The following is a 22491-nucleotide window of genomic DNA, read 5'->3' on the forward strand; positions in this document are numbered from 1 at the left end:
TTATGAGACGAAGTTTAAGGAAGATTTTATAGGCCGGATCGCCGGCTGCCCTCACGCGTTAGTGATCGCGCTTGCCGCTGCCGAAGGTATAGCCCGTCTCGACCGTTTTCTTGCCGAACTTGTCGCGCAGCTTGTCCATCGCCGCTTCGGCCGCCGCTCGCCGGCCCGATTGCTGGTCGATGAGATCGGGCGGATCGGCGCGGGCGGCATCGCCGAGATCGGTGACGCCGATGCCGATCAGGCGGAACTTCGTACCGTCAGTCTCTTTTTCGAGAAGCTCGAGCCCGGTGCGGAAGATCTTGTCGGCAAGCTGGGTCGGGTCTTCGAGCTTGCGGTTGCGGGTGCGCGATTTGAAATCGGCGCTCTTCATCTTCAGAACCACGGTCTGGCCGGCAATGCCGTTTTTCTTCAGCCGCCAGGAGACCTTTTCGGAGAGGTTGCGCAGGATCGGCACCAGATCGTCATAACGCGAGATGTCATCGAAGAAGGTGGTCTCGGACGACACGCTCTTGGCGGCATCATTGAGATGCACTTCGCGGTCGTCGATGCCGCGCGACAGCCGCGCGAGCCGTTGGCCGATGCTGCCATAGCGGCGCATCAGATCGTTTTCCTCCATCTGCTGCAATTGGCTGATGGTGCGGATGCCGTCCGCCTCCAGCGTTGCCGCAAAGGCCTTGCCGACGCCCCAGATCGTAGTGACGGGACGCGGTGCCAGGAACTCGACCGCTTCCTCGCGGCCGACGACGGAAAAGCCGCGCGGCTTCTGCAGATCGGAGGCGACCTTGGCGAGAAATTTGCAATAGGAAAGCCCTACCGAAACGGTGATGCCGATCTCCCTTTCGATGCGACGGGCAAATTTGGCCAGCGTGCGCGCTGGCGGATCGTGATGCAGCCTCTCGGTGCCGCCGAGCTCCAGGAAGGCCTCGTCGATCGACAGCGGCTGCACCAGCGGCGTCAGATCCTGCATCATTGCGCGCACCTGCCGCCCGACCCGGACATATTTTTCCATATCGGGAGGGATGACAATCGCCTCAGGGCAGGCCTCCAGCGCCTTGAACATCGGCATGGCCGAACGCACGCCGTGGATACGGGCGATATAGCAGGCGGTGGAAACCACACCGCGTTTGCCGCCGCCGATGATGACAGGCTTGTCGGCAAGCTTCGGATTGTCGCGTTTCTCCACCGCGGCGTAGAAGGCGTCGCAATCGATATGCGCAAGCGTCAATGCGTAGAGTTCGCGATGGCGCACGAGGCGCGGGCTGCCGCAGGAAACGCAACGGCGCGCCTCGCCTTTCTGCTCGGCAAGGCAGTCGCGACAGAAGCCGGGTGTCTTGTCAGGCGCGGGTGTCATGATGAGAACAAAGATTGAACGTCGCGAGGTTACGCCTTATGCTTCCGAGTCTCAAGAGAGGGCGGGAGCTTTGCCTTTGGATAACGATCTTCGTTTCGAGCCGGTGACGGCAGAACGCTGGGACGATTTCGAAATCGTGTTCGGGCCGCAGGGTGCCTTCTATAATTGCTGGTGCGTCGCGCTGCGCCTGCCGCATGCAGTCAGGACGAAGATGGCGGCCGACGAGCGCAAGGCGCATATGCGGGGGAGGATCAACGTGGGTCCGCCGCCTGGTATCCTCGGTTATGCCGACGGCGCGCCGGTCGCCTGGGTGCAGGTCGGGCCGCGCCATGACGTGCCGCAGTTCAATTCGCCGCGCACCGTCTCGCGACCGCTGGAGGAGGGCGATGCGCATGATCCATCCATTTGGGCCGTCAGTTGCTTCTTCCTGCTGCCCAAGCTACGCGGCAAGGGAATGAGCCATCGTCTGCTCGCCGGCGCGATCGATCATGCCCGGCGCCAGGGAGCACGGATGCTCGAAGCCTGTCCGATCGATCATGTCAAGCAGTCGAAATCAGTGACGCTCTGCGTCGGCTCGACCGCAGTTTTCGAAGCCGCCGGTTTCGAGACTGTGGCACGGCGCAAGGACGGCCGTCCGCTCATGCGGCTGGAACTGCGCACCTGACAGTGCCGGAGACAAAATGCGCCTCGATGAGAGCGGCCGCATGCGTCCAGTCGCTGGCGCGCGTGATGTCGTCAGCGGCGGCCGGTGCGAAACGATGGACGGGCGAGTTCGGCATCAGGTGAATCAGCAGGCAATCGGCGACGTGATCCCTGACGGAATGCAGATTGCGCGCCATATCATCGATGAAGACGACGGGAAGGGAGCGGCTGGCATGCAATGCGTGAAGGGTTGTTCGGTGGCAAGCAGCGGAAAAAGCAGGCCCATCCTGTCGAGCAGGCGACGGCGCTGGTCTTGGAACCGCGGCGGCATGGCTGTCAGGAAAAGCACATCGGCCTCTTCCGAAAACCGGCCGAGCGTTTCGACGACGCGATCGAGCGGCGTCTGCCACAGTTCTTGGGCCTCGAAGAATTCCTCGATCAGCCGGCTGACCTCTTGATCCTCGATCTCCACGCCGTCGGCTTGCGAGACGATGTTGCCGTGAAGCCGGAACGATCGCGGCAGAAACGCGTGGCCCTGGCTCTGAAGGAAAAGCTGGAAGGGACCGATGAACTGCAGCACGACGTCGTCGACGTCGCAGACGATCAACGGCCGCTCGCCGAGGCGGATATGCGAGATGTCGAATTCCCCGGAGGTCACGGTCAGTCCTCTCCGGAATCGAGACCCGGCGAAGAGAAATGCTGCCAGGCCGCCGTCACCGTCTCCGGGCTGATACCGCTCGCCGCGCAGAAGGCCATCGCCGTTGGTTCATGGTTCATCAGGAAATCCATCATGCCGGCGAGGAATCCCGGATCGTTGACGGCGTTGCGCACCTGGCCGGGCGCCACACCCGTCAGGGCGAGAAAGCGGCCGAACATGTCGGAATCACCGGCAAGCCAGCCAAGCACGGCGATCGCCGTCTCGTGCGGGTCGGCAGCCTGTTGTTTCGAAGTCTTGAAGTTGCTTTGCATTTCGCGGGGTAAGTTACCTTTTCTTCAACCAAATACCGGTAGCGTGCGCTATCGGTTTCACGCAGCTTTTGTCCGCATGTGCCTTTCTCATGGGACGAACCGCTGCGCGAACGGACGTAGGGACAGCATGTCATGCCCAAACAGGTGATGATTGTAGAAGATAACGAGCTCAACATGAAGCTCTTTCGCGACCTCATCGAGGCGTCCGGCTATACGACAATCCAGACCAGAAACGGCATGGAGGCGCTCGACCTGGCGCGCAAGCATCGCCCCGACCTCATCCTTATGGATATTCAGCTTCCCGAGGTCTCTGGCCTCGAAGTTACGAAATGGCTGAAGGAAGATGACGAGTTGCACGTGATTCCCGTCATCGCCGTTACGGCTTTCGCGATGAAGGGCGACGAGGAGCGGATCCGCCAGGGCGGCTGCGAGGCCTATGTTTCCAAGCCGATCTCGGTTCCGAAATTCATCGAGACGATCAAGACCTATCTGGGCGATGCCTGACGCATCGGAAAGACGCTTATGACTGCGCGAATACTGGTGGTTGACGATATTCCGGCCAACGTGAAGCTGCTCGAGGCGCGGCTGCTTGCGGAGTACTTCGACGTGATGACCGCAGCGGACGGCTACACGGCACTGGCGATCTGCGAGCGCAACCAGGTCGATCTCATCCTGCTCGACATCATGATGCCCGGCATAGACGGTTTCGAGGTCTGCGAACGGCTGAAGGCCAACCAGAAGACCGCCCATATTCCAGTCGTCATGGTCACCGCGCTCGATCAGCCGACCGATCGCGTACGAGGCCTGAAGGCCGGCGCCGACGATTTTCTCACCAAGCCGGTCAACGATCTGCAACTGATCTCCCGGGTGAAGAGTCTGCTGCGGCTGAAGACGTTGAGCGATGAGCTGCGCATTCGCGCCGAAACCGCCCATACGATGGGTATCGACGACCTGACGCGGGCAGGCGAGGGCCGCGCCGACGAGACCGCTCAGGTCCTGCTCGTCGACGGCCGCGCCAATTCGCAGGAGCGCATCATCAAGGCGTTGAAGCCCGTCGCCGACGTGCTTGCCCTCTCAGATCCGCAGGCCGCCCTCTTCGAGGCGGCCGAAAGCGCGTTCGATCTCGTCATCGTCAACGCCAATTTCGACGATTACGATCCGCTTCGCCTCTGCTCACAGCTGCGCTCTCTGGAGCGCACGCGCTTCCTGCCGATCCTGATCATCACCGAGCAGGGCGCTGACGACATGGTCGTGCGCGCACTCGATCTCGGCGTCAATGACTACCTCATCCGCCCGGTCGATGCCAATGAACTGGTCGCCCGCAGCCTGACGCAAATCCGCCGCAAGCGCTACAACGACCGGCTGCGCGCCAGCGTCAAGCAGACGATCGAGCTTGCCGTGACCGATCCGCTGACCGGCCTTTATAACCGGCGCTATCTCGACAATCACCTGAACGTGCTCTTCAACCGTTCGATGGCGCGTGGCCGGCCGCTTTCGGTGCTGATCACCGATATCGACCGCTTCAAGCATGTGAACGACACCTACGGCCATGACGGCGGCGACGAGGTGTTGCGGGAATTTTCAAATCGCGTCCGTTCGACCATCCGCGGTGCCGATCTCGCCTGCCGCTACGGTGGAGAGGAATTCGTCGTCGTGATGCCCGACACCTCGCCGGAAATTGCCGCCGCCGTCGCCGAGCGCCTGCGCGCGGCGATCGAAAGCGCTCCCTTCATGCTGAAACACTCCGGGGAAGCGCTGAATGTCACTGCTTCCTTCGGCATCGCCTCGCGTATTGCGTCGGTGCTGACCCCCGGCCAGCTGATGAAACAGGCGGATCTGGCCCTTTACGAGGCCAAGAATACCGGCCGCAACCGTGTGGTCGCCGCGGCCGCGTGACGAATCACCTGCCGCCATATGTGCCATTTGCGAGTTTTCCACTGCGGTAAGCGAATTGTTACCGATTTTTAATCTTCGCCTGGGCAATGCGGGGCGAAAATTTCGCAACTCAATAGCCCAAAAATGGACTCGCCGCGTTGCTGCGGAGATGTGCGACGCGATAGTCTTGCGAGCATCAGGCCGTAGCTCAGAGTGAAATGGAGACTATAAAAAATGCCTGCCGCCGACAGTGTCAAATAGATTGCGGCGACGTCACCTCACGTAAGGGTAGGGCAGGCGTAAGTTGTTAAGCTATATTGTCGAATTTCTTCGAAGGGCGAGGCGCTACGCTTCAAGCTCAAGCAGAGCCGATCAATCTTTGTATGTCCCAAATCTGGACTTTTAACCATAGAATCAAGATAAGAAAATTCATCATTAAGAATTTGTTGATTTTCTTTCATTTTTGCGCAAATTATCGGCTCATAAGAGAAGCGCTCCCGTGAGGAGTTGTCGATACCCCATGATGCTCAGGTCCGCCGCATCTCCTGGGTCGTGGGGTCGGTCGGCTAGTAGGCAAGTTATAGCGGTTCCTCGTGCCGTTTTGCATGCTGGCCGACCCCCTTTCAAGAAAACGCCGCCACTTCCCGAAGATGGAAGGGCGGCGTTTTGTCTGTTTGCGCTATCATTTTTCAAAGACCACAAACTGGCAATAAAAAACGCGCACCGAAGGCGCGCGCTTTTTGAAATCCGTCAGGCCAAGTGATTACTTGATCTTGGTTTCCTTGAACTCGACATGCTTCTTTGCAACCGGGTCGTACTTCGTCTTCGTCATCTTGTCCGTCATCGTACGGCTGTTTTTCGTCGTGACGTAGAAGAAACCGGTGTCGGCTGTCGACAGCAGCTTGATCTTGATTGTTGTAGCCTTGGCCATGGTCGTCCTGCCTTTAAGAAAATGAAAGCCGTGGAAGCCGGAGGGCTCCACGGCAAATTCTGGCGCGAAACTACGAATCCCGCCCGAAAAGTCAAGTCCGTTTTCGAATGAACATCAGTCTGATGCCGGAAAGTAGGGCGTAGAGACCGAAGAAAGCGGCAATCGCCCAGGCAAAACCGTTATTTCCAGCGACATCGATCGCCGCGCCGATCGCCTGCGGCCCGGCTACGGTTCCCATCGCATAACAGAAGACGAAGGCAGCATTGGCCGCCGCAAGATCGGAACCCGTCAACCGCGAGCCGAGATGGCTGAGGCCGACCGTATAGAGGCCTGAGACGCAGCCGCCCCAGAAAAGCAGGAGCCCGGCCATCAGCAGCCAATTGTCGAGCAGTAGCGGCAACATCATAGAGCCGATGAAGCCCATCAGCGCCATGCCGGCCAGAAGCGGCCGCTTATCGGCGATGCGGTCGGAAAGCAGGCCGAGCGGGATCTGAAAAATGACGTTGCCGACGCCCATCATGGTGAGCAGCAGTGCGGCCTGCGATTCGGTGAAATGGGCGCGCACGGCAAAGATCGGAAAGAGCGACAGTCCGCCCGCTTCGACCGCGCCGAAGATGAAGACCGCCGCCGTCGCCGTCGGCACCAGGAAAACATAGCGCATGAAATGCAGTTCCGGTTTTTCCTCGAGCACCGGGCTCTCGTCGCGGGCGATGAAGATCGGAATGCCCGCAAGCAGGATGGCGGCGGCGCCGATCAGGAAGGGGAAGATGCCGTCGCTGCCGAGGATTGAAAAGAGCAGTGGTCCGGCGGCGAAGCCGAGGGAAAGCACCGTCGCATAGATGCCGAGCACGAAACCGCGCTTGGACGGCGGCGAAGCGGCGTTGATCCAGAATTCGGAGAGGATGAAGAGCGTCGTCGTCGCGCCATGAAAGGCGAAACGCAGCGGAAACCACATCCAGAAATCTTGGGCGTAATAGAAACCGAGCGCGCTCAGCGCCGAAATCAGCACGGCCCAGAGCATTGTCGGCGCCACGCCGTATTTATGGGCAAGCTTGGTGGTGATCGGTGCGGCGGCCATCGCCGCGACGCCAGCCATCGCCGTGTTGAGCCCGATCAGGGTGGACGAGATGCCGCGTTTTTCGAGGATGATGCTGAGGAGGGGCAGACCGAGGCCGATTGCTATGCCAACGGCTGATATGGACGAGATGGCTGCCACCAGAGAAGGCCAATGGATTTCTTCGACATCGCCCGGTGTGCCGTTTCTCGGCTGAGACATTTATGCATCCTTAGAAAGCTGTGCGAGCGAATCGGCCGATCGCCTCGCATAGAAAGACACAGGCGTGCCAATTCCAGGTGACGGGCAGCGTTTCGCAGTATTTCCGATGTGAGTGACCACCTGCGGAATGTAAAGCTTGTTCAGACAAGAAAAGCTTACCTTGTCAAGTCGTTGAGGATCGCCGGCTACCCCGGCGGGTCGGTGGAGGGCTGGCACTACACGTTAAATATGTCTGGAAGGTGAAGGCGCTCAATCAGGCCGTTGGGGAATGTCATAATCGTCCGGGCCATCACTCTCGCCACCGAAGCCGTGCATGCGCAGCGCCCATTGCAGGCCGATGACCCCGCCCTTGATCGGCTGGATCGAGGCGAGCGCTGTCATGACGGTGATCGGCGCCCAGATGGCAAAATGGGCCCAGACCGGCAGCACGAAGGTCATGTCGGTCAGCATATAGCCGCCGACCACGACGTGTCCGAGGACGAGGATGACGATATAGGGCGGCAGGTCGTCCGCGCGCTGGTGATGCATCGCCTCGCCGCAGGCCGCGCAATGATCAACCGACTTCAGGAAGGCGCGAAAGAGTTTGCCGCTGCCGCAGGCCGGGCAACGATTCATCAGCCCGCGCATGATGGAGCGCCCAACTGGGCGCTCGACCTCGGGCGTGTCCCCGTAGCGGAGGGCCGGATCGGTCGGTGTGCTCATCGCATGTTCCTCTTCGGATCTAGTGGCGTCCGCGTGGCGGCCTTGTCCCAGGCTTCTTGCGGACCTGGCCCCTGTCGCGGCGACCTGCCTTGTGGAAGGAGCGCACTGCCGCCGGCATCTCGCGGCCCTCGCTGACCATTTCGAAACGCAGCGCGCCGGCAAGCGGGATCGCTTCGGCAAGTTTCACAGTGACGCTGTCGCCCAAGCGATAGCCGAGCCCCGTTCGTTCACCCGAGAGCGCTTGATGTGCCTCGTCGTAAATGAAGTAATCGGTGCCGAGCGTAGATATGGGGACGAAACCGTCGGCACCATAGTCCGGCAGGGCGACAAAAAGCCCCGATTTTGTCACGCCCGAGACCCGTCCGGCAAATTCCTCGCCGACCCGGCCGCTGAGGTGATGGGCGATGAGCCGGTCGACCGTCTCGCGCTCGGCTGCCATGGCTCGGCGCTCGAAGGTCGAGATTTCGGCGGCGATATCGTCGAGCGCCGCCTCTTCGTCGGGCGTGATGCCGCCTTCGCCGAAGCCTAGCGAGCCGACGAGGGCGCGATGCACGATGAGGTCGGCATAACGGCGGATCGGCGAGGTGAAGTGGGCGTATTTCATCAGGTTGAGGCCGAAATGGCCAATATTCTCCGGACCGTAGATCGCCTGGCTCTGCGAACGCAGCACCATCTCGCTCACCATGGTCTGATGCGGCGTGCCATCCGCCTTCGCCAGGATGCCGTTGAAGTTGTTGGCGCGCATGTTGCCGCCCTTGGCAAGCGAGATCCCCAGCGTGGCCAGAAACTCGCGCAGGATCTCCTGCTTGGCAAGCGTCGGGCCGTCATGAATGCGGTAGATCAGCGGCTGACGTTTCTTTTCCAGGGTCTCGGCAGCGCAGACGTTCGCCTGGATCATCATCTCCTCGATCAGCTTATGCGCGTCGAGCCGTGGCGGCACGACGACCCGGTCGACCGTGCCGTCGGGCTTCAGCAGGATCTTGCGCTCCGGCATGTCGAGTTCCAGCGGCTGGCGCCGGTCGCGTCCGCGCTTCATCACCTCATAGGCGTGCCAGAGCGGCTTCAGGATCGGCTCGAGCATCGGTCCGGTCTGATCGTCCGGTTTGCCGTCGATCGCCGCCTGCGCCTGCTGGTAGGACAGCTTGGCCGCGCTCTTCATCATGATGCGATGAAAGATGTGGCCGATCTTGCGGCCTTCGCCGGAAAAGCTCATGCGCACGGCGAGCGCCGGGCGGTCGACGCCCTCTTTCAGCGAGCAGAGATCGTTGGAGATGCGCTCGGGCAGCATCGGCACGACACGATCGGGGAAATAGACAGAGTTGCCGCGCTTCAGCGCCTCGCGGTCGAGCGGCGAATTCGGGCGGACATACCAGGAGACGTCGGCAATCGCGACGGTGACGATGACGCCGCCGGGATTGTCGGGCGAGGGATCGAGCTCGGCATAAACCGCGTCGTCATGGTCCTTGGCATCGGCCGGGTCGATGGTGATCAGCGGCACGTCGCGCCAGTCCTCGCGATGCGACATGGTGGCGGGCTTTGCGGCCTCCGCCTCGGCGATGACGGCAGGCGGGAAGACATGCGGGATGCCGTGCGCATGGATGGCGATCATCGAGATCGCCTTTTCCGAACCGACGGAACCGACGATGGAAAGCACCTTGGCACGCGGCAGGCCGAAACGACCGAGACGGGCGATTTCGACTTCGACCAGATCGCCGTCCGTGGCGCCGCCGGTGAAATCGGGATCGATCACCATCTCCTCGCCGCGCCGTTCGATCGGCAGCAGCCGCCCGCCGCCGCCCGGCGCAGTGCGGAAAACGCCCATCGAGGCGCCGCGGCGCCTGTCGATCACCTTGATGATCCGTGCCGTATAGGCCGGCCCACCGCGATCGACAGCCGGGAAGATCTTCGCCAGGATGCGATCGCCGAGGCCTGCGACCGGCGCCTTACCCTTGCCCTGGCGGCCTGCCGGCGATTGCTGGCGGATGGCGACGGCGGGTGCCACGCCCTGGTCCTCCGGCCACTCTGCCGGCCGGCCGATCAGATCGCCGTCCTTGTCGCGCGTCGTGATGTCGAGAACGGTGACGGGCGGCAGCGCACCGGGCCGGATCAGCGACTTGCGGTTCTTCTGCAGCATGCCTTCCTGCTCGAGCTCCTGCAGCATCTGCTTGAGCTCGACGCGGCTATCGCCTTTCAGGCCGAACGCCTTGGCGAGTTCACGCTTGGACGCTTTCTGCGGATGATCGGCGATGAAGCGCAGGATCACCTCGCGGGAAGGCAGCGCGCCGTGGACGATGTTCAGCGGCTCGACGGCGGGAGCATCCTTGCCGGCGCGGCCGGTCTTGCCCGGGCGCTTGCCCGCAGGGTTCGTTCTCTCGCGCGGTATTCTGCTCACGTCAGCCCTTTTTCGATTTCGCGGGCGCTTTCGCCTTCGTTATCTTCGGTTTGGCGGCCGTCTTGGTGCTCTTGGCTTCGGCGGCTGCGGCCTTTGGCTTGGCTTTCGCCTTGGCCGCCTTGCCCGCAGGGGTCTTGCCGGCCTTCTCGGCGATCAGCGCAAGCGCCTCTTCGACGGTGATCGCCTGCGGATCCTTGCCCTTCGGCAGCGTGGCGTTGACCTTGCCCCAGTTGACATAGGGGCCGTACTTACCGTCGCGAACGGTGATGGCGCCGCCACCAGGATGATCGCCGAGCGTCTTCAGCGCTGCCGGTGTCCCGCGCGAACCTCGGCCCGGGGCCTGGTTCGCCTTTTCGGCGATAACAGTCACGGCACGGTTGAGACCGACCGAAAACACGTCTTCGACGGTTTCCAGATTGGCATAGGAACCGTCATGCAGGAGGAACGGCCCGTAGCGGCCGATGCCCGACGAGATCATCTTGCCGGTTTCTGGATGTTTGCCGATATCGCGCGGTAGCGAGATCAGCGCCATCGCTTTTTCATAATCGATGTCCTCAGGCTTCCAGCCCTTCGGCAGCGAAGCGCGTTTGGCTTCCTTGCCGTCGCCGCGCTGGATATAGGGGCCGAAGCGGCCGGAACGCAGCGTCAGCTCCTCGCCGGTCGTCGGATCGGTGCCGAGGTTCTTCGGCTCGTTGAGGGCGGCACCGTCCGCTTCTCCGCCGTTTTCGGAGGAGAGTTGGCGGGTGTAGTTGCAGTCCGGATAGTTCGAGCAGCCGACGAAGGCGCCGTATTTGCCGAGCTTCAGCGACAGGTTGCCGGTGCCGCAGACCTGACAGATGCGCGGATCGCTACCGTCCTCTCGTTTCGGGAAGACGAGCGGTGCCAGCGCCTCGTTCAGCGAATCCAGCACGTTGGTGACGCGAAGTTCCTTGGTGTCCTCGATCTGGGCGAAGAAATCCTTCCAGAAATCGCGCAGCACCTGCTTCCAGTTCAACTCGCCGGCGGAAATCCGGTCAAGTTTCTCTTCGAGATCGGCGGTGAAGTCGTATTCGACATATTTGGTGAAGAAGCTCTCGAGGAATGCCGTCACCAGCCGGCCCTTGGCCTGCGGGATCAGCTTGCGTTTGTCGATCGTTACATAGTCGCGGTCGCGCAGCGTCGCGAGCGTCGCGGCATAGGTGGAGGGGCGGCCGATGCCGAGCTCTTCCATCTTCTTGATCAGCGAGGCTTCCGAATAACGCGGCGGCGGTTCGGTGAAATGCTGCGTCGAATTGATCTTCTGCTTGGCGAGCGCCTCGCGCGCATTGATCTCCGGCAGGCGGCCATCCTCGTCGCCGTCGTCGCTTTGCTCGCCATCTTCCTTCTGGTCGGTATAGGCGGCGATGAAACCATCGAAGCGTATGACCGAACCGACGGCACGCAGACCGGCCTTCTCGCCTTTGTTGTCAGCGGTGATTTCAGCCGTCGTGCGCTCGATCTCGGCCGATGCCATCTGGCTGGCGATGCCGCGCTTCCAGATCAGCTCGTAGAGTCGGATCTGGTCGGCATCGAGGAATTTGCGTACGCGGTCGGGCGAACGATAGAAATCGGTCGGCCGGATCGCCTCGTGCGCCTCCTGGGCGTTCTTCGCCTTGGTCGAGTAGAGGCGCGGCTTTTCCGGCATGTAGCGCTCGCCGAACTGGTCGACGATGGCGCTACGCGCAGCATCGATCGCCTCGGGCGCCATCTGCACGCCGTCGGTTCGCATATAGGTGATGAGACCAACCGTCTCGCCGCCGATATCGACGCCCTCATAGAGTCTTTGCGCGATTTGCATGGTGCGCGAAGCGGAGAAGCCGAGATTGGAGGAGGCCGCCTGCTGCAGCGTCGAGGTCGTAAACGGCGGTCCCGGGTTGCGCTTGACCGGTTTCGCCTCGACCGTGTCGACGACATAGCTCGCGCCTTCGAGCAATGCCTTCAGCCGGCCGGCATCTTCGCCGTTGCCGATTGCGCGCGGCTGCAGCCGTTTGCCGCTCGCCGAAACCAGTCTTGCCTCGAACTCGTCGCCGCGCGGCGTCTTCAGCAGCGCCGAGATGTTCCAGTACTCTTCCGAAATGAAGCGCTCGATCTCGGATTCGCGGTCGCAGACCAGGCGAAGCGCCACTGACTGAACGCGGCCGGCCGAACGCGCGCCGGGCAGCTTGCGCCACAGCACCGGCGAAAGATTGAAGCCAACGAGATAATCGAGCGCGCGGCGGGCGAGATAAGCGTCAACCAGCGGCACGTCGATGTCGCGCGGATCGGCCATCGCGTCGAGCACGGCTTTCTTGGTGATCGCATTGAAGACGACGCGCTTGACCGGTTTACCGTTCAGCACGCGCTTCTTGTTCAGCATGTCGAGAACATGCCAGGAAATCGCTTCGCCTTCGCGATCCGGGTCGGTCGCGAGAAACAGGCCATCGGCGGACTTCACCGCGTCGGCAATGTCCTTCATCCGCTTGGCGGAGGCGCTATCGACCTCCCAAAGCATTTCGAAATCCTGATCAGGAAGAACTGAGCCATCCTTGGCAGGCAGATCGCGCACATGGCCGAAGGAGGCGAGCACTTTGTATCCCGGACCGAGATACTTATTGATCGTCTTGGCCTTGGCAGGCGATTCCACCACTACAACATTCATGATGATTCTCTAAAAGGGAAACGACGCCAGCGTTGAAGCCAGCGCGACACACACCGCAACATGGATATCGGCCACCCGACATGGACAGGGAAATCGCCGCGGTCAAGGGGTTTGCTACAATTTTACCTCTTGTGTCTATTGCAACCAAAGGGCGGAAACCAGCAAAATACGATTATAGTATATGTCCTAAGATTTTCGACGCAGCGTTCGACAATGCGAAAAGCCGCCATCCGATGTCGTACCCAGGTTCAATCGGAGAGCGAGACGAGGCCGCCCTGATGCCGGTGCAGCCTGCCTGATATATCGAGTTCCAGAAGGATGAGATAGACCGCGGATGCCGACAGGCCGGTATGGCGGATGACGTCGTCGATCTCGACCGGCGTCGGCCCGAGCGCATCGATGATGCGGTATCGATCGGAATCGCCTGGTGGCACCGACATTGCTTTACCGCCAGGCGCCGGCTCCTCCGCCATCGATGACGGGAACAGGTCGAATTGCGCAAGCGGCGCCAGGGCCTCGACGACATCGGCGGGTGCGGTGACGATCGAAGCTCCGTCCTTCAGCAGGCCGTTGGTGCCATGGCAGCGCGGATCGAGCGGTGAGCCGGGCACGGCAAACACCAGGCGGCCGAAGTCGCCAGCCAGCCGTGCGGTGATCAGCGAGCCCGAACGCGCCGCCGCTTCGATGACGACGAGGCCGAGGCCGATGCCGGCGATCAGCCGGTTCCGGCGCGGGAAGTCGCGGGCGCGGGGCTCCCAGCCGAAGGGCATCTCGCTCACCGCCAAGCCGTTGCCGCCGGTTATCTCTTCGAGCAGGTCGATATTCTCCGGCGGGTAAGGTTGGTCGAGGCCGCCGGCGAGCGCCGCGATCGTTCCTGTGCCGAGGCTTGCCCGGTGGGCGGCAGTGTCTATGCCGCGCGCCAGGCCGGAGACCACGGTATATCCAGCCCGGCCGCAGTCGCGCGCCACCATCGCCGCGAATTTCGCGCCCGCGATCGAGGCGTTGCGCGAGCCGACGATGCCGACGGCCGGGCGTTTGGCAGCGGCAAGCGCACCCTTGACGGCGAGAAGCGGCGGCGCGCCGTCAATCTGCTTCAGCGCTTGCGGGTAGTCCGGCTCGCCGATGCCGACGAAGCGGGCGCCGAAGCGATGCGCCGCCTCCAGTTCCCGATGCGCCTCGGCCTCGCTGGCGATGCGGATTGCCCGCGTGGCGCCGCCACGCGCCGAAAGCTCCGGCAGTGCGGCAAGCGCTGCCTCGGCCGAGCCGAAATGATTGATGAGGTCGCGAAAGGTGGCAGGGCCGATATTGTCGGAACGGATAAGGCGCAGCCAGGCAATTCTTTGCCGTTCGGTCAGCACCACGCCTTTTGGTCCGGCGCTCAGCGCATCCATTATCCCTTTGCCCCGATCTTGCTTTCCGTCCCGCTCATCAGGCGGGAAATATTCGCCTTGTGCTTCCAGTAGGAGATGAGGGTCATGATCGCCATGACAGCCGCAACCTTTTCGTTACCCAGTATCCACAGCGCAACCGGAATGACAAGCATGGCGACAAGCGCCGATAGCGAGGAGTAGCGGGTGGTGAAGGCGACCGCCAGCCAGACGGCGGCGAAGAGCACGACCATGATCGGCGCGACGCCGAGCAGGGTGCCGATGTAGGTGGCGACACCCTTGCCACCCTTGAAGCCGATCCAGGCCGGGAAGAGATGGCCGATGAAGGCGAAGAAGCCGGCGATGATCGCGGCCTCCTCACCAAGGAAATAACCGACGATCCAGGCCGCCGCCGACGCCTTCAGCGCATCGAGCAGCAGCGTCGCCGCGGCGAGCGATCGGTTTCCTGTTCTGAGTACATTGGTCGCGCCGATATTGCCGGAGCCGATGCTGCGCACGTCGCCGAGGCCGGCGGCACGCGTCAGGATCAGGCCGAACGGGATCGAGCCGAAGAGATAACCGATAACGGCGGCAGCAAGCGCGATCGGCAGCGTGATCTGCCATGATATGAGATTGGATAACATATGTCCCCTCAGCCCCTCCGTGGCCTATCCTCGAGTCAGCCTTCTCCCGCTGCGGGATGGACGGTGAGGTCGATCCTAAATTGCGTGGACAACCTTTCCCGAGACGTATGTCGCGACCGCCCGCCCGCTGAAGCGCGCATCCTCGAACGGCGTATTCTTCGAGCGGGAGAGAAGCATGTCTTTGGCGACAAGCCAAGGCTCATCGAGATCGATCAGTGCGATATCGGCCGCAGCGCCCGGCTTCAACGTGCCGGCCGCGAGGCCGAAGATTTGCGCGGGGCGGGTGGACATGGCGTCGATCAGGCGCATCAGGCTCACCTGGCCGCCATGGTGAAGCCTGAGCGCTGCCGCCAGCATGGTTTCAAGGCCAATCGCGCCATCCTCCGCCTCGCCGAACGGCAGGCGCTTCGTATCGACATCCTGCGGGTCGTGTGAGGAAACGATGATATCGATCGCGCCGCTGGCAAGGGCGTCGGCCATGGCCACCCTGTCATCTTCCGGGCGCAGTGGCGGATAGAGCTTGAAAAAGGTGCGGTATTCGCCGATGTCGTTTTCGTTGAGCGCCAGATTGTTGATCGAGATGCCGCAGGTGACCTTGGCGCCGCGGCTGCGGGCGCGCTCGATCGCCTCGACCGATTCCGGCACCGAGATCGTCGCGGCGTGATAACGGCCGCGGGTCAGCTGCGCGATCCTGAGATCGCGTTCGAGCGGGATGAGCTCGGCTTCCTTTGGAATGCCGGAAAGCCCGAGCCAGCTGGCGAAAAGCCCCTCATGCATGACGCCGTTGGCGCCGAGATATTTGTCGCGCGTTTCGCAGCAGACGACGGCGCCGAATTCACGCGCATAGGTCATGATCCGGCGCAGCACCTGCGTGTCGTGGACGCTGGAATGGGCATCGGTAAACGCGACGGCGCCTGCCTGCATCAACAGGCCGATCTCCGTCATCTCCTCGCCGGCAAGGCCCTTGGTGATGGCGGCTGCCGGATAGACGTTGACGGCGGCCGTATCCCGCGCCGTCTTTTTGACGAATTCGACGAGCGCGATGTCGTCGATGATGGGATCGGTGTCCGGCATCATGATGATCGAGGTGACGCCGCCAGCCGCTGCCGCCCGGCTCGCCGAGGCGATCGTCTCACGGTGTTCGCCGCCGGGTTCGCCGACATGGACGCGCGCATCGACGAGCCCGGGCGTCGCGACAAGGCCCGTGCAGTCGCGGATGACGGCGCCATCAGGCGCGCCCTGGTTCTGCGCCTTGTGGCCGGCGGCGAGAATCACGCCGTTTTCGGCGATGATCGTCCCCACCTCGTCGAGATTGCGCGACGGGTCGATGATGCGGACGTTCTTGAGGACGATCGGGTTGCTCATGCCATCATTCCATCGCTTCGGGGACCCTGGTTCTGCGAGACGAGCAGCGTCTCCATCACAGCCATGCGCACCGCGACTCCCATTTCCACCTGTTCGGCGATCACGCTCTGCGGCCCGTCCGCCACTTCCGAGGCAATCTCGACGCCGCGGTTCATTGGGCCGGGATGCATGACCAGGGCATCGTCCTTCGCCGCTTTCAGCGTTTCGGCGTCAAGACCGTAGAAGTGAAAGTATTCGCGCACCGAAGGCACAAAGGCGCCGGACATGCGCTCGCGCTGCAGCCGCAGCATCATCACGACGTCGGCGTCCTTCAGCCCTTCCTGCATCGAATGGAAGACCTCGACGCCCATCTCGGCGATGCCGGCGGGCAGGAGGGTCGCCGGTGCGACGACGCGCACGCGGGCGCCCATCGCATTGAGCAGCAGGATATTGGAGCGCGCCACCCGCGAATGCAGCACGTCGCCGCAGATCGCCACGATGATGCGCGAAAGCTTGCCCTTGGCACGGCGGATCGTCAGCGCGTCGAGCAGCGCCTGGGTCGGATGTTCATGCTGCCCATCACCGGCATTGACGACAGAGCAGGAGACCTTCTGGGCGAGAAGGGCGGCCGCACCGGCGCTCGAATGGCGGATTACCAGCACGTCGGGGCGCATCGCATTCAGCGTCATCGCCGTGTCGATCAGCGTTTCGCCTTTCTTCACCGAGGAATTGCCGACCGACATGTTCATGACGTCGGCGCCGAGCCGCTTGCCGGCAAGCTCGAAGGAGGCCTGCGTGCGGGTCGATGCCTCGAAGAAGAGGTTGATCTGCGTCAATCCGCGCAGCGTCGACGTCTTCTTTTCTCTCTGGCGGCTGATCTTGACGGCCTCGTCCGCCTTGTCGAGAAGATAGGTGATATCCTGCTCGGTGAGGCCCTTGATGCCGATGAGGTGGCGGTGGGGGAAAAAGACCATGACCCTGCCTCTTGCTGTCTCTGGCGGTCTATAAAGAGTGCGGCCCGCCGGGGCAAGCATGCGCTGTGGGCAAAGGCTTATGTCCCCATGCATTTTTGCCCGAATTCCGATAGAGCAGAATGAACCGAATCATAACTTCCGGTTTCCCTTTGCCGGGTTCTTACACTAGAAGCGAATTATGACCTCCGCCAACCGGATTGACGACAAACTCGCAGAACTCAACCAGCCGAGCCTGTGGTCCGGCATCAACGCCTATCGATCCGATCCGCTGATCGTCGATCTGACGGCGGCTCTGCCGCGCGGCATCCGCGAAGACCTGGAAAATATGGGCCGCTACGTCACCTCGCCGGAGGCGCAGGAGATGGCGCGCATGGCAAACCAGGGCGTGCCGCAGCTGCGCACTCATGGTCCACGCGGTGAGCGCCTCGACGTCGTCGAGTTTCACCCCGCCTGGCATGCATTGATGCGCCGCTCCATGTCGGTCGGCCTGCATTCCTCCGTCTGGGACCCCCAGGCCGATACCGAGGCCAAGGACGAGGCCCATAGAGTTCGCGCCGCGCGGTTTTACCTGACGTCGCAGTTGGAGTCCGGCCATCTCTGCCCGTTGACGATGACGAGCGCCTCCGTCGCGGCGCTCTCGGCCTCGCCCGCGGTCCAGAAGGACTGGGCGCCGAAAATTCTCTCGCGCAAATATGATTCGTCGAACAAGCCGGCCATGCAGAAATCGGCCGTGACCATCGGCATGGGCATGACGGAAAAGCAGGGCGGCACGGATGTGCGCGCCAACAGGAGCGCTGCCGAAAAGGTCAGCGAGGGCATCTACCGGCTGTCCGGGCATAAGTGGTTCATGTCCGCGCCGATGAGCGATGCCTTCATCATGCTGGCGCAGACGAAAGAGGGGATGGGCTGCTTTCTCGTGCCGCGCCTTCTGGAGGATGGTTCCGCCAACGGGCTGCAGTTCCAGCGGCTGAAGGACAAGGTCGGCAACCGCTCCAACGCCTCGGCCGAGGTCGAGTTCACCGATACGTTTGGTTTCCTGCTCGGTGGTCCGGATGCCGGCATCCGCACGATCCTCGACATGGTGACGCTGACCCGGCTCGACTGCGCGCTGGCCTCCTCAGGCATGATGCGCGGCTCGCTCGCCGAAGCCGTGCACCACACCCGCGGCCGCAGCGTCTTCGGCAAGATGCTCGTCAACCAGCCGATCATGACGCGCGTGCTCGCCGACATGGCGCTCGACGTCGCCGCCGCGACGGCGCTGTCCTTCCGTCTGGCCGACGCCTTCGACAAGGCGCGCGGCAATGCCGAGCAAGCGGCCTATGCCCGCGTCATGACGCCGGTCGCCAAATACTGGTGCTGCAAGATCGCGCCAGCGTTGATCTATGAGGCGATGGAATGTATCGGCGGCAACGGCTACATCGAAGAGCGCCCGATCGCCCGCCATTACCGCGAGGCTCCGGTCAACGCCATCTGGGAAGGCTCCGGCAACGTCATGGCGCTCGACGTGCTGCGTGTGCTCAACCGCGGCAAGGATCTGTTCGAGACGGTCTTTGCCGGCCTTGCCCGCGATCTCGGCCCTGCCGGCAAGAAGACCATCGACGTGCTGCGCGCCGCAATCGCGCTGTGCGAACAGGATGAGGGCGCCGCGCGCCTGCTCGTCGAGCAACTGGCGCTCGCCGCCGGTGCCGCCGAACTGTACCGGCTGGGGGCAGGGCGCATTGCCGATGCCTTCATCGAGACGCGTCTTGCCGGCGGCTGGCGCTCCACCTACGGCATGCTCGATTCCCGCTTCGACGCCAGCTACATCGTCGACCTGCTCTATCCCCCGGCCGCCTGATCATAAGCGGGGTCAGGCGATCCCGAGCACCGAGACGCTGAACTGTCGACGACGATCACTTTGTATCTTCAGACCGGTCGTGACGCCTCTCGTTGAGGTCGCCTTCCCAGCCTATCCGCGCGCGATCGCATTTTTCCGCCGGTATTTCTCGACAAGATTTCGCAAAGCCTGCTCGAACAGTGTCTTTTTTCGTCGCCAATCGCGCGGTGGTCATTGCCGCGTCGAGCAAGGCGTCATCGATATCGATATCGTCCGCATGATCGCGCCCAATTTGTGATCATCATCAGAGATACACGTCCACCTCACGACGGTTCAAGTTTGGCAACGATCTCCATCGGCATAAACAAAAATCCGGCCGCGTCGCCACGGCCGGATTTCAGTGTATACGTCCGAAAATCAGCGTTCAGAAGAAGCCACGGCGCTGCCACCAGCCGGCTTTCTTCGGCTTGCCGTCATCGCCTTCGCCATTCTCGACGCGGGTGGATTTCACCGTCGGCTCGGAGGAGGAGATGTTGGATTCACGGTTGGCGCGAAGCGGCTTTGCCTCTTCCTGGACTGGCGGTGCGAGATCGGCGGAGGCTTCCACCAATTCCGGTTCGGCCTCGACCGCAGGTACCGTCTCTGCAATCGGTTCCTCGACCGGCGATGCGGCCGGTTTGCGGCGGCCGCGACTGCGGGCGGGCTTCACCTCTTCGGTTATGACAGGTGCGCTCTCGACAGCTGCCATTGCGGGCTGGCCTTCGTCGGCCTGTTCGGCAATCGCCTCGACCGCCACGGCTTCGCTCGGAGCGCCGTCGTTCGAAACGTCGTCGCCTTCGTCCTCGTCGCCGCCATTGTCTTCACCGGCTTCACCGGCTTCGCCGGCCGTCAGTTCGGAACCATCTTCGGCGCGATTGCGACGGCCGCCACGCTTGCCGCGACGGCGCCGCTTGCGGCGCTGCGATTCCTCGCTTTCAGCGCGTGTCTCAGGCGTAGCTTCGGCGTTTTCATCACCTTCGCTGCCCTCGTCGTCACCGTCCTCATCCTCGTCGCCGGCTTCGCCTGCTGCCGATGCCGGCTGCTCGGCAGTGCCGTTGCGGCCACGGCGGCGCCTGCGGCGCTTGCGCTTGCGGTTGCCGTCAGCTTCGCCTTCCGAGCGTGCTGCGACGGGCCGTTCGGCAACGGCCGGCTTTTCCTCGAGTTCCTCGTCTTCCTCCTCATCCACTTCGATGACGATATCGTCGTCGTCATCCTCGGGAATGGCTGCGAAGTTGAAGAGCGTTTCGATCTTGACCGGGTTTTCCACCGGATCGCCGCGATCGATCGCGAAATGCTGTGCGCCGACCGAACCGTCTGCATCGATGACGATAGCGACGCCGAAACGGCTTTCGTAATCGATGATCGTCTGGCGCTTGTGGTTGAGCAGGTAGAGCGCGATGTCAGGCGTGGTGCGCACGGTGATGTTGTGCGTGGTGTTTTTCAGCAGATATTCCTCGATACCGCGCAGGACATGCAGGGCGACGGAGGACTGCGAGCGCACATGGCCGGTGCCGCCGCAATGCGAGCAGACCTGCGTGGTCGATTCGAGAACCGACGCGCGGATACGCTGTCGCGACATTTCGAGCAGGCCGAAATGCGAGATCCGGCCGACTTGGATGCGGGCGCGGTCGTTCTTCAGGCATTCCTTCAGCTTCTTCTCGACGGCGCGGTTGTTGCGCTTCTCTTCCATGTCGATGAAGTCGATGACGATCAGGCCGGCAAGGTCGCGAAGGCGAAGCTGGCGGGCGACTTCGTCTGCAGCCTCGAGATTCGTCTGCAGCGCGGTGTCTTCGATCGAATGTTCGCGGGTCGAGCGGCCGGAGTTGACGTCGATCGAAACCAGCGCTTCGGTCTGGTTCATGATCAGGTAGCCGCCGGACTTCAGCGTCACCTGCGGCTGCAGCATGCGGTCGAGCTGAGCCTCGATGCCGGAACGCGAAAAGATCGGATGGATGTCGCGGTACGGCTGAACCACCTTGGCATGGCTCGGCATCAGCATCTTCATGAAGTCTTTCGCTTCACGATAGCCTTCTTCACCTGAAACGATGACTTCGCTGATATCCTTGTTGTAGAGGTCGCGGATCGAGCGCTTGATCAGCGAGCCTTCCTCATAGACGAGGCAGGGAGCGGTAGACGCCAGCGTCAGGGTGCGCACGTTCTCCCACAGGCGCATCAGATATTCGAAGTCACGCTTGACCTCGACCTTGGTGCGGTTGGCACCGGCGGTGCGAAGGATGACGCCCATGCCCTGCGGCACCTCGAGCAGGCGCGCGATTTCCTTCAGGCGCTTGCGGTCGGCAGGATTGGTGATCTTGCGGGAAATGCCGCCGCCGCGCGCCGTGTTCGGCATTAGGACGGAATAGCGACCGGCGAGCGAGAGATAGGTGGTAAGGGCTGCGCCCTTATTGCCGCGCTCTTCCTTGGCGACCTGCACGAGCAGGATCTGGCGGCGCTTGATGACTTCCTGGATGCGGTACTGCTTGCGTGGCTTGCGCTGCACGCGGTCCGGCACCTCTTCCATCGCGTCTTCGGCGCCGACGGATTCGATGATTTCCTCTTCGCCGTGATCGTCATCATCGTCGTCATCGTCGTTGCGACGCTTGCTGGTATCGACGTCTTCGGAGATCGAGTCGGTTTCTACCATCGCGGCCATTGCGCCGCCGGTCGAGCCGTCATCCTCATTGTCGACGGTTGAAGCGCCTTCGGCTTCAACGTCTGTGGGAACAGCGTCTTCGGTCTCGGTCGTTTCGGCGGCCGGTTCTACGACCTTCTTGCGGCTGCGGCGCGGCCTTGCTTTCTTCGCAGGCGCTTCCTCGGCGGCCGCGGGCGACGCCGCGGTCTCTACCGCTGCCGTCTCTTCCGTTGCGGCATCGGTTTCTGGCGCCTCTGCCGGAACGATGCCGACATCCGGCTGATCCTGCTTGGAAAGATCGACCATCGGCGCGGTTTCGACATGCTCGACGTCTTCGTCGCGGCGATGCTCTTCGGCTTCGGCCCGAAGCAGCGCCTGACGGTCGGCAAGCGGTATCTGATAATAATCGGGATGGATTTCGGCGAAGGCCAGGAAGCCGTGCCGGTTGCCGCCGTAATCGACGAAGGCGGCTTGCAGCGAGGGCTCGACCCTCGTTACCTTTGCAAGATAGATGTTGCCGCGGATCTGCTTCTTGTGCTGGGACTCGAAGTCAAATTCTTCTATGCGGTTCCCGCGAACGACAACGACGCGCGTCTCTTCCTCGTGAGACGCATCGATAAGCATTTTGTCTGCCATGTAAGCTGTGCTCCTCGGCGTGGCCGCGAGAGCGCATTCCCGACTGCTGTTGAGACAGAAAGAATGCGGTCCGCAGTGGCCGCGCCGGATAATGAAAGTCGCGCCTGATGCGAGGGGGAGGGCAGCAGCCAGACCGCAGCCGGAACCATTTCGGTCCGGGGCCTGTACACTTCAGATAAAACCTGCTGCGAAACCATCAACAACCAAGCGTGATCGACAAATGTGAAGACCCGTTCGGGTCCGAT

17 protein-coding genes and 1 pseudogene are annotated in these 22491 nt (G+C 62.2%); 4 read left to right on the top strand and 14 right to left on the bottom strand.

Features of this window, described 5'->3' with window-relative positions:
* Nucleotides 1-58: 58 nt before the first annotated feature.
* The gene (locus N2A41_RS07480; RefSeq protein WP_260110634.1) at nucleotides 59-1351 is read right to left on the bottom strand and encodes a DNA polymerase IV; all 1293 of its coding nucleotides are present in this window, start codon (nucleotides 1349-1351) and stop codon (nucleotides 59-61) included.
* 76 nt (nucleotides 1352-1427) lie between these two features.
* On the opposite strand from N2A41_RS07480, the gene N2A41_RS07485 reads away from it, so the two are divergent.
* Nucleotides 1428-2015 carry a GNAT family N-acetyltransferase gene (locus N2A41_RS07485; protein ID WP_260110635.1) on the top strand — a complete coding sequence of 196 codons (588 nt, stop codon included), beginning with the start codon at nucleotides 1428-1430 and terminating at the stop codon, nucleotides 2013-2015.
* On the opposite strand, the pseudogene N2A41_RS07490 reads toward N2A41_RS07485, so the two are convergent.
* Nucleotides 1990-2651: pseudogene (locus N2A41_RS07490) on the bottom strand (hypothetical protein). The gene N2A41_RS07485 and the pseudogene N2A41_RS07490 sit on opposite strands and share 26 nt — an antisense overlap.
* Before the next feature lie 2 nt (nucleotides 2652-2653).
* On the bottom strand, nucleotides 2654-2962 hold the full coding sequence (locus N2A41_RS07495; protein WP_260110636.1) for a DUF3572 domain-containing protein: 309 nt from the start codon (nucleotides 2960-2962) through the stop codon (nucleotides 2654-2656).
* A gap of 132 nt (nucleotides 2963-3094) precedes the next feature.
* Here N2A41_RS07495 and N2A41_RS07500 point away from each other — a divergent pair, with 132 nt between their 5' ends.
* Together N2A41_RS07500 and N2A41_RS07505 are read left to right on the top strand one after the other, a co-directional pair.
* A complete protein-coding gene (locus N2A41_RS07500) occupies nucleotides 3095-3466 on the top strand; it encodes a response regulator (RefSeq protein WP_003547430.1) in 372 nt (123 codons plus the stop codon).
* Nucleotides 3467-3484: 18 nt separating this feature from the next.
* Entirely contained in the window at nucleotides 3485-4858 is a 1374-nt protein-coding gene (locus N2A41_RS07505) for a PleD family two-component system response regulator (RefSeq protein ID WP_260110637.1), read from the top strand.
* 742 nt (nucleotides 4859-5600) lie between these two features.
* On the opposite strand, the gene rpmG is transcribed toward N2A41_RS07505, so the two are convergent.
* From rpmG to N2A41_RS07550, 9 genes are all read right to left on the bottom strand, one after another.
* On the bottom strand, nucleotides 5601-5768 hold the full coding sequence (gene rpmG / locus N2A41_RS07510) for a 50S ribosomal protein L33 (protein ID WP_003547442.1): 168 nt from the start codon (nucleotides 5766-5768) through the stop codon (nucleotides 5601-5603).
* A 91-nt stretch (nucleotides 5769-5859) separates the two neighbouring features.
* Nucleotides 5860-7044 (bottom strand): MFS transporter, encoded by a 1185-nt coding sequence (locus N2A41_RS07515; RefSeq protein WP_260110638.1) that lies wholly within the window; start codon nucleotides 7042-7044, stop codon nucleotides 5860-5862.
* 249 nt (nucleotides 7045-7293) lie between these two features.
* Nucleotides 7294-7746, bottom strand: coding sequence for a DUF983 domain-containing protein (locus N2A41_RS07520; RefSeq protein ID WP_260110639.1), 453 nt, complete (start codon nucleotides 7744-7746; stop codon nucleotides 7294-7296).
* Nucleotides 7747-7765: 19 nt separating this feature from the next.
* Complete coding sequence (gene rnr / locus N2A41_RS07525) at nucleotides 7766-10138, bottom strand: ribonuclease R (RefSeq protein WP_170256824.1); 2373 nt, start codon at nucleotides 10136-10138, stop codon at nucleotides 7766-7768.
* Between the two features lies 1 nt (nucleotide 10139).
* Nucleotides 10140-12794, bottom strand: coding sequence for a type I DNA topoisomerase (topA, locus tag N2A41_RS07530; protein ID WP_222384784.1), 2655 nt, complete (start codon nucleotides 12792-12794; stop codon nucleotides 10140-10142).
* Between the two features lie 248 nt (nucleotides 12795-13042).
* A complete protein-coding gene (dprA, locus tag N2A41_RS07535; protein ID WP_170280150.1) occupies nucleotides 13043-14185 on the bottom strand; it encodes a DNA-processing protein DprA in 1143 nt (380 codons plus the stop codon).
* On the bottom strand, nucleotides 14185-14805 hold the full coding sequence (plsY, locus tag N2A41_RS07540; protein WP_260110640.1) for a glycerol-3-phosphate 1-O-acyltransferase PlsY: 621 nt from the start codon (nucleotides 14803-14805) through the stop codon (nucleotides 14185-14187). The genes dprA and plsY overlap by 1 nt, the downstream gene beginning before the upstream one ends.
* A 75-nt stretch (nucleotides 14806-14880) precedes the next feature.
* Nucleotides 14881-16170: a dihydroorotase gene (locus tag N2A41_RS07545; protein ID WP_260110641.1), complete on the bottom strand. Its 1290-nt coding sequence runs from the start codon at nucleotides 16168-16170 to the stop codon at nucleotides 14881-14883.
* Nucleotides 16167-17123 carry an aspartate carbamoyltransferase catalytic subunit gene (locus N2A41_RS07550; RefSeq protein ID WP_017963884.1) on the bottom strand — a complete coding sequence of 319 codons (957 nt, stop codon included), beginning with the start codon at nucleotides 17121-17123 and terminating at the stop codon, nucleotides 16167-16169. Before N2A41_RS07550 ends, N2A41_RS07545 begins: the two co-directional genes overlap by 4 nt.
* 178 nt (nucleotides 17124-17301) lie before the next feature.
* On the opposite strand from N2A41_RS07550, the gene N2A41_RS07555 reads away from it, so the two are divergent.
* Nucleotides 17302-18960 (top strand): acyl-CoA dehydrogenase family protein, encoded by a 1659-nt coding sequence (locus tag N2A41_RS07555; RefSeq protein WP_260110642.1) that lies wholly within the window; start codon nucleotides 17302-17304, stop codon nucleotides 18958-18960.
* Nucleotides 18961-19015: 55 nt separating this feature from the next.
* Here the strand turns inward: N2A41_RS07555 and N2A41_RS33415 are convergent, their stop codons facing one another.
* Entirely contained in the window at nucleotides 19016-19174 is a 159-nt protein-coding gene (locus N2A41_RS33415) for a type II toxin-antitoxin system VapB family antitoxin (RefSeq protein WP_441005670.1), read from the bottom strand.
* Between the two features lie 189 nt (nucleotides 19175-19363).
* The gene (locus tag N2A41_RS07560; RefSeq protein ID WP_260110643.1) at nucleotides 19364-22246 is read right to left on the bottom strand and encodes an Rne/Rng family ribonuclease; all 2883 of its coding nucleotides are present in this window, start codon (nucleotides 22244-22246) and stop codon (nucleotides 19364-19366) included.
* Nucleotides 22247-22491: the final 245 nt, after the last annotated feature.

The organism is Rhizobium sp. SRDI969, assembly GCF_025152725.1.
GTDB lineage: Bacteria > Pseudomonadota > Alphaproteobacteria > Rhizobiales > Rhizobiaceae > Rhizobium > Rhizobium leguminosarum_I.

Coding starts and splice junctions, on each gene's coding strand:
- N2A41_RS07480 (WP_260110634.1), bottom strand. CDS start 1,351: ATGACACCCGCGCCTGACAAGACACCCGGCTTCTGTCGCGACTGCCTT.
- N2A41_RS07495 (WP_260110636.1), bottom strand. CDS start 2,962: ATGCAAAGCAACTTCAAGACTTCGAAACAACAGGCTGCCGACCCGCAC.
- N2A41_RS07500 (WP_003547430.1), top strand. CDS start 3,095: ATGCCCAAACAGGTGATGATTGTAGAAGATAACGAGCTCAACATGAAG.
- N2A41_RS07505 (WP_260110637.1), top strand. CDS start 3,485: ATGACTGCGCGAATACTGGTGGTTGACGATATTCCGGCCAACGTGAAG.
- rpmG (WP_003547442.1), bottom strand. CDS start 5,768: ATGGCCAAGGCTACAACAATCAAGATCAAGCTGCTGTCGACAGCCGAC.
- N2A41_RS07515 (WP_260110638.1), bottom strand. CDS start 7,044: ATGTCTCAGCCGAGAAACGGCACACCGGGCGATGTCGAAGAAATCCAT.
- N2A41_RS07520 (WP_260110639.1), bottom strand. CDS start 7,746: ATGAGCACACCGACCGATCCGGCCCTCCGCTACGGGGACACGCCCGAG.
- topA (WP_222384784.1), bottom strand. CDS start 12,794: ATGAATGTTGTAGTGGTGGAATCGCCTGCCAAGGCCAAGACGATCAAT.
- dprA (WP_170280150.1), bottom strand. CDS start 14,185: ATGGATGCGCTGAGCGCCGGACCAAAAGGCGTGGTGCTGACCGAACGG.
- plsY (WP_260110640.1), bottom strand. CDS start 14,805: ATGTTATCCAATCTCATATCATGGCAGATCACGCTGCCGATCGCGCTT.
- N2A41_RS07545 (WP_260110641.1), bottom strand. CDS start 16,170: ATGAGCAACCCGATCGTCCTCAAGAACGTCCGCATCATCGACCCGTCG.
- N2A41_RS07550 (WP_017963884.1), bottom strand. CDS start 17,123: ATGGTCTTTTTCCCCCACCGCCACCTCATCGGCATCAAGGGCCTCACC.
- N2A41_RS07555 (WP_260110642.1), top strand. CDS start 17,302: ATGACCTCCGCCAACCGGATTGACGACAAACTCGCAGAACTCAACCAG.
- N2A41_RS33415 (WP_441005670.1), bottom strand. CDS start 19,174: ATGACCACCGCGCGATTGGCGACGAAAAAAGACACTGTTCGAGCAGGC.
- N2A41_RS07560 (WP_260110643.1), bottom strand. CDS start 22,246: ATGGCAGACAAAATGCTTATCGATGCGTCTCACGAGGAAGAGACGCGC.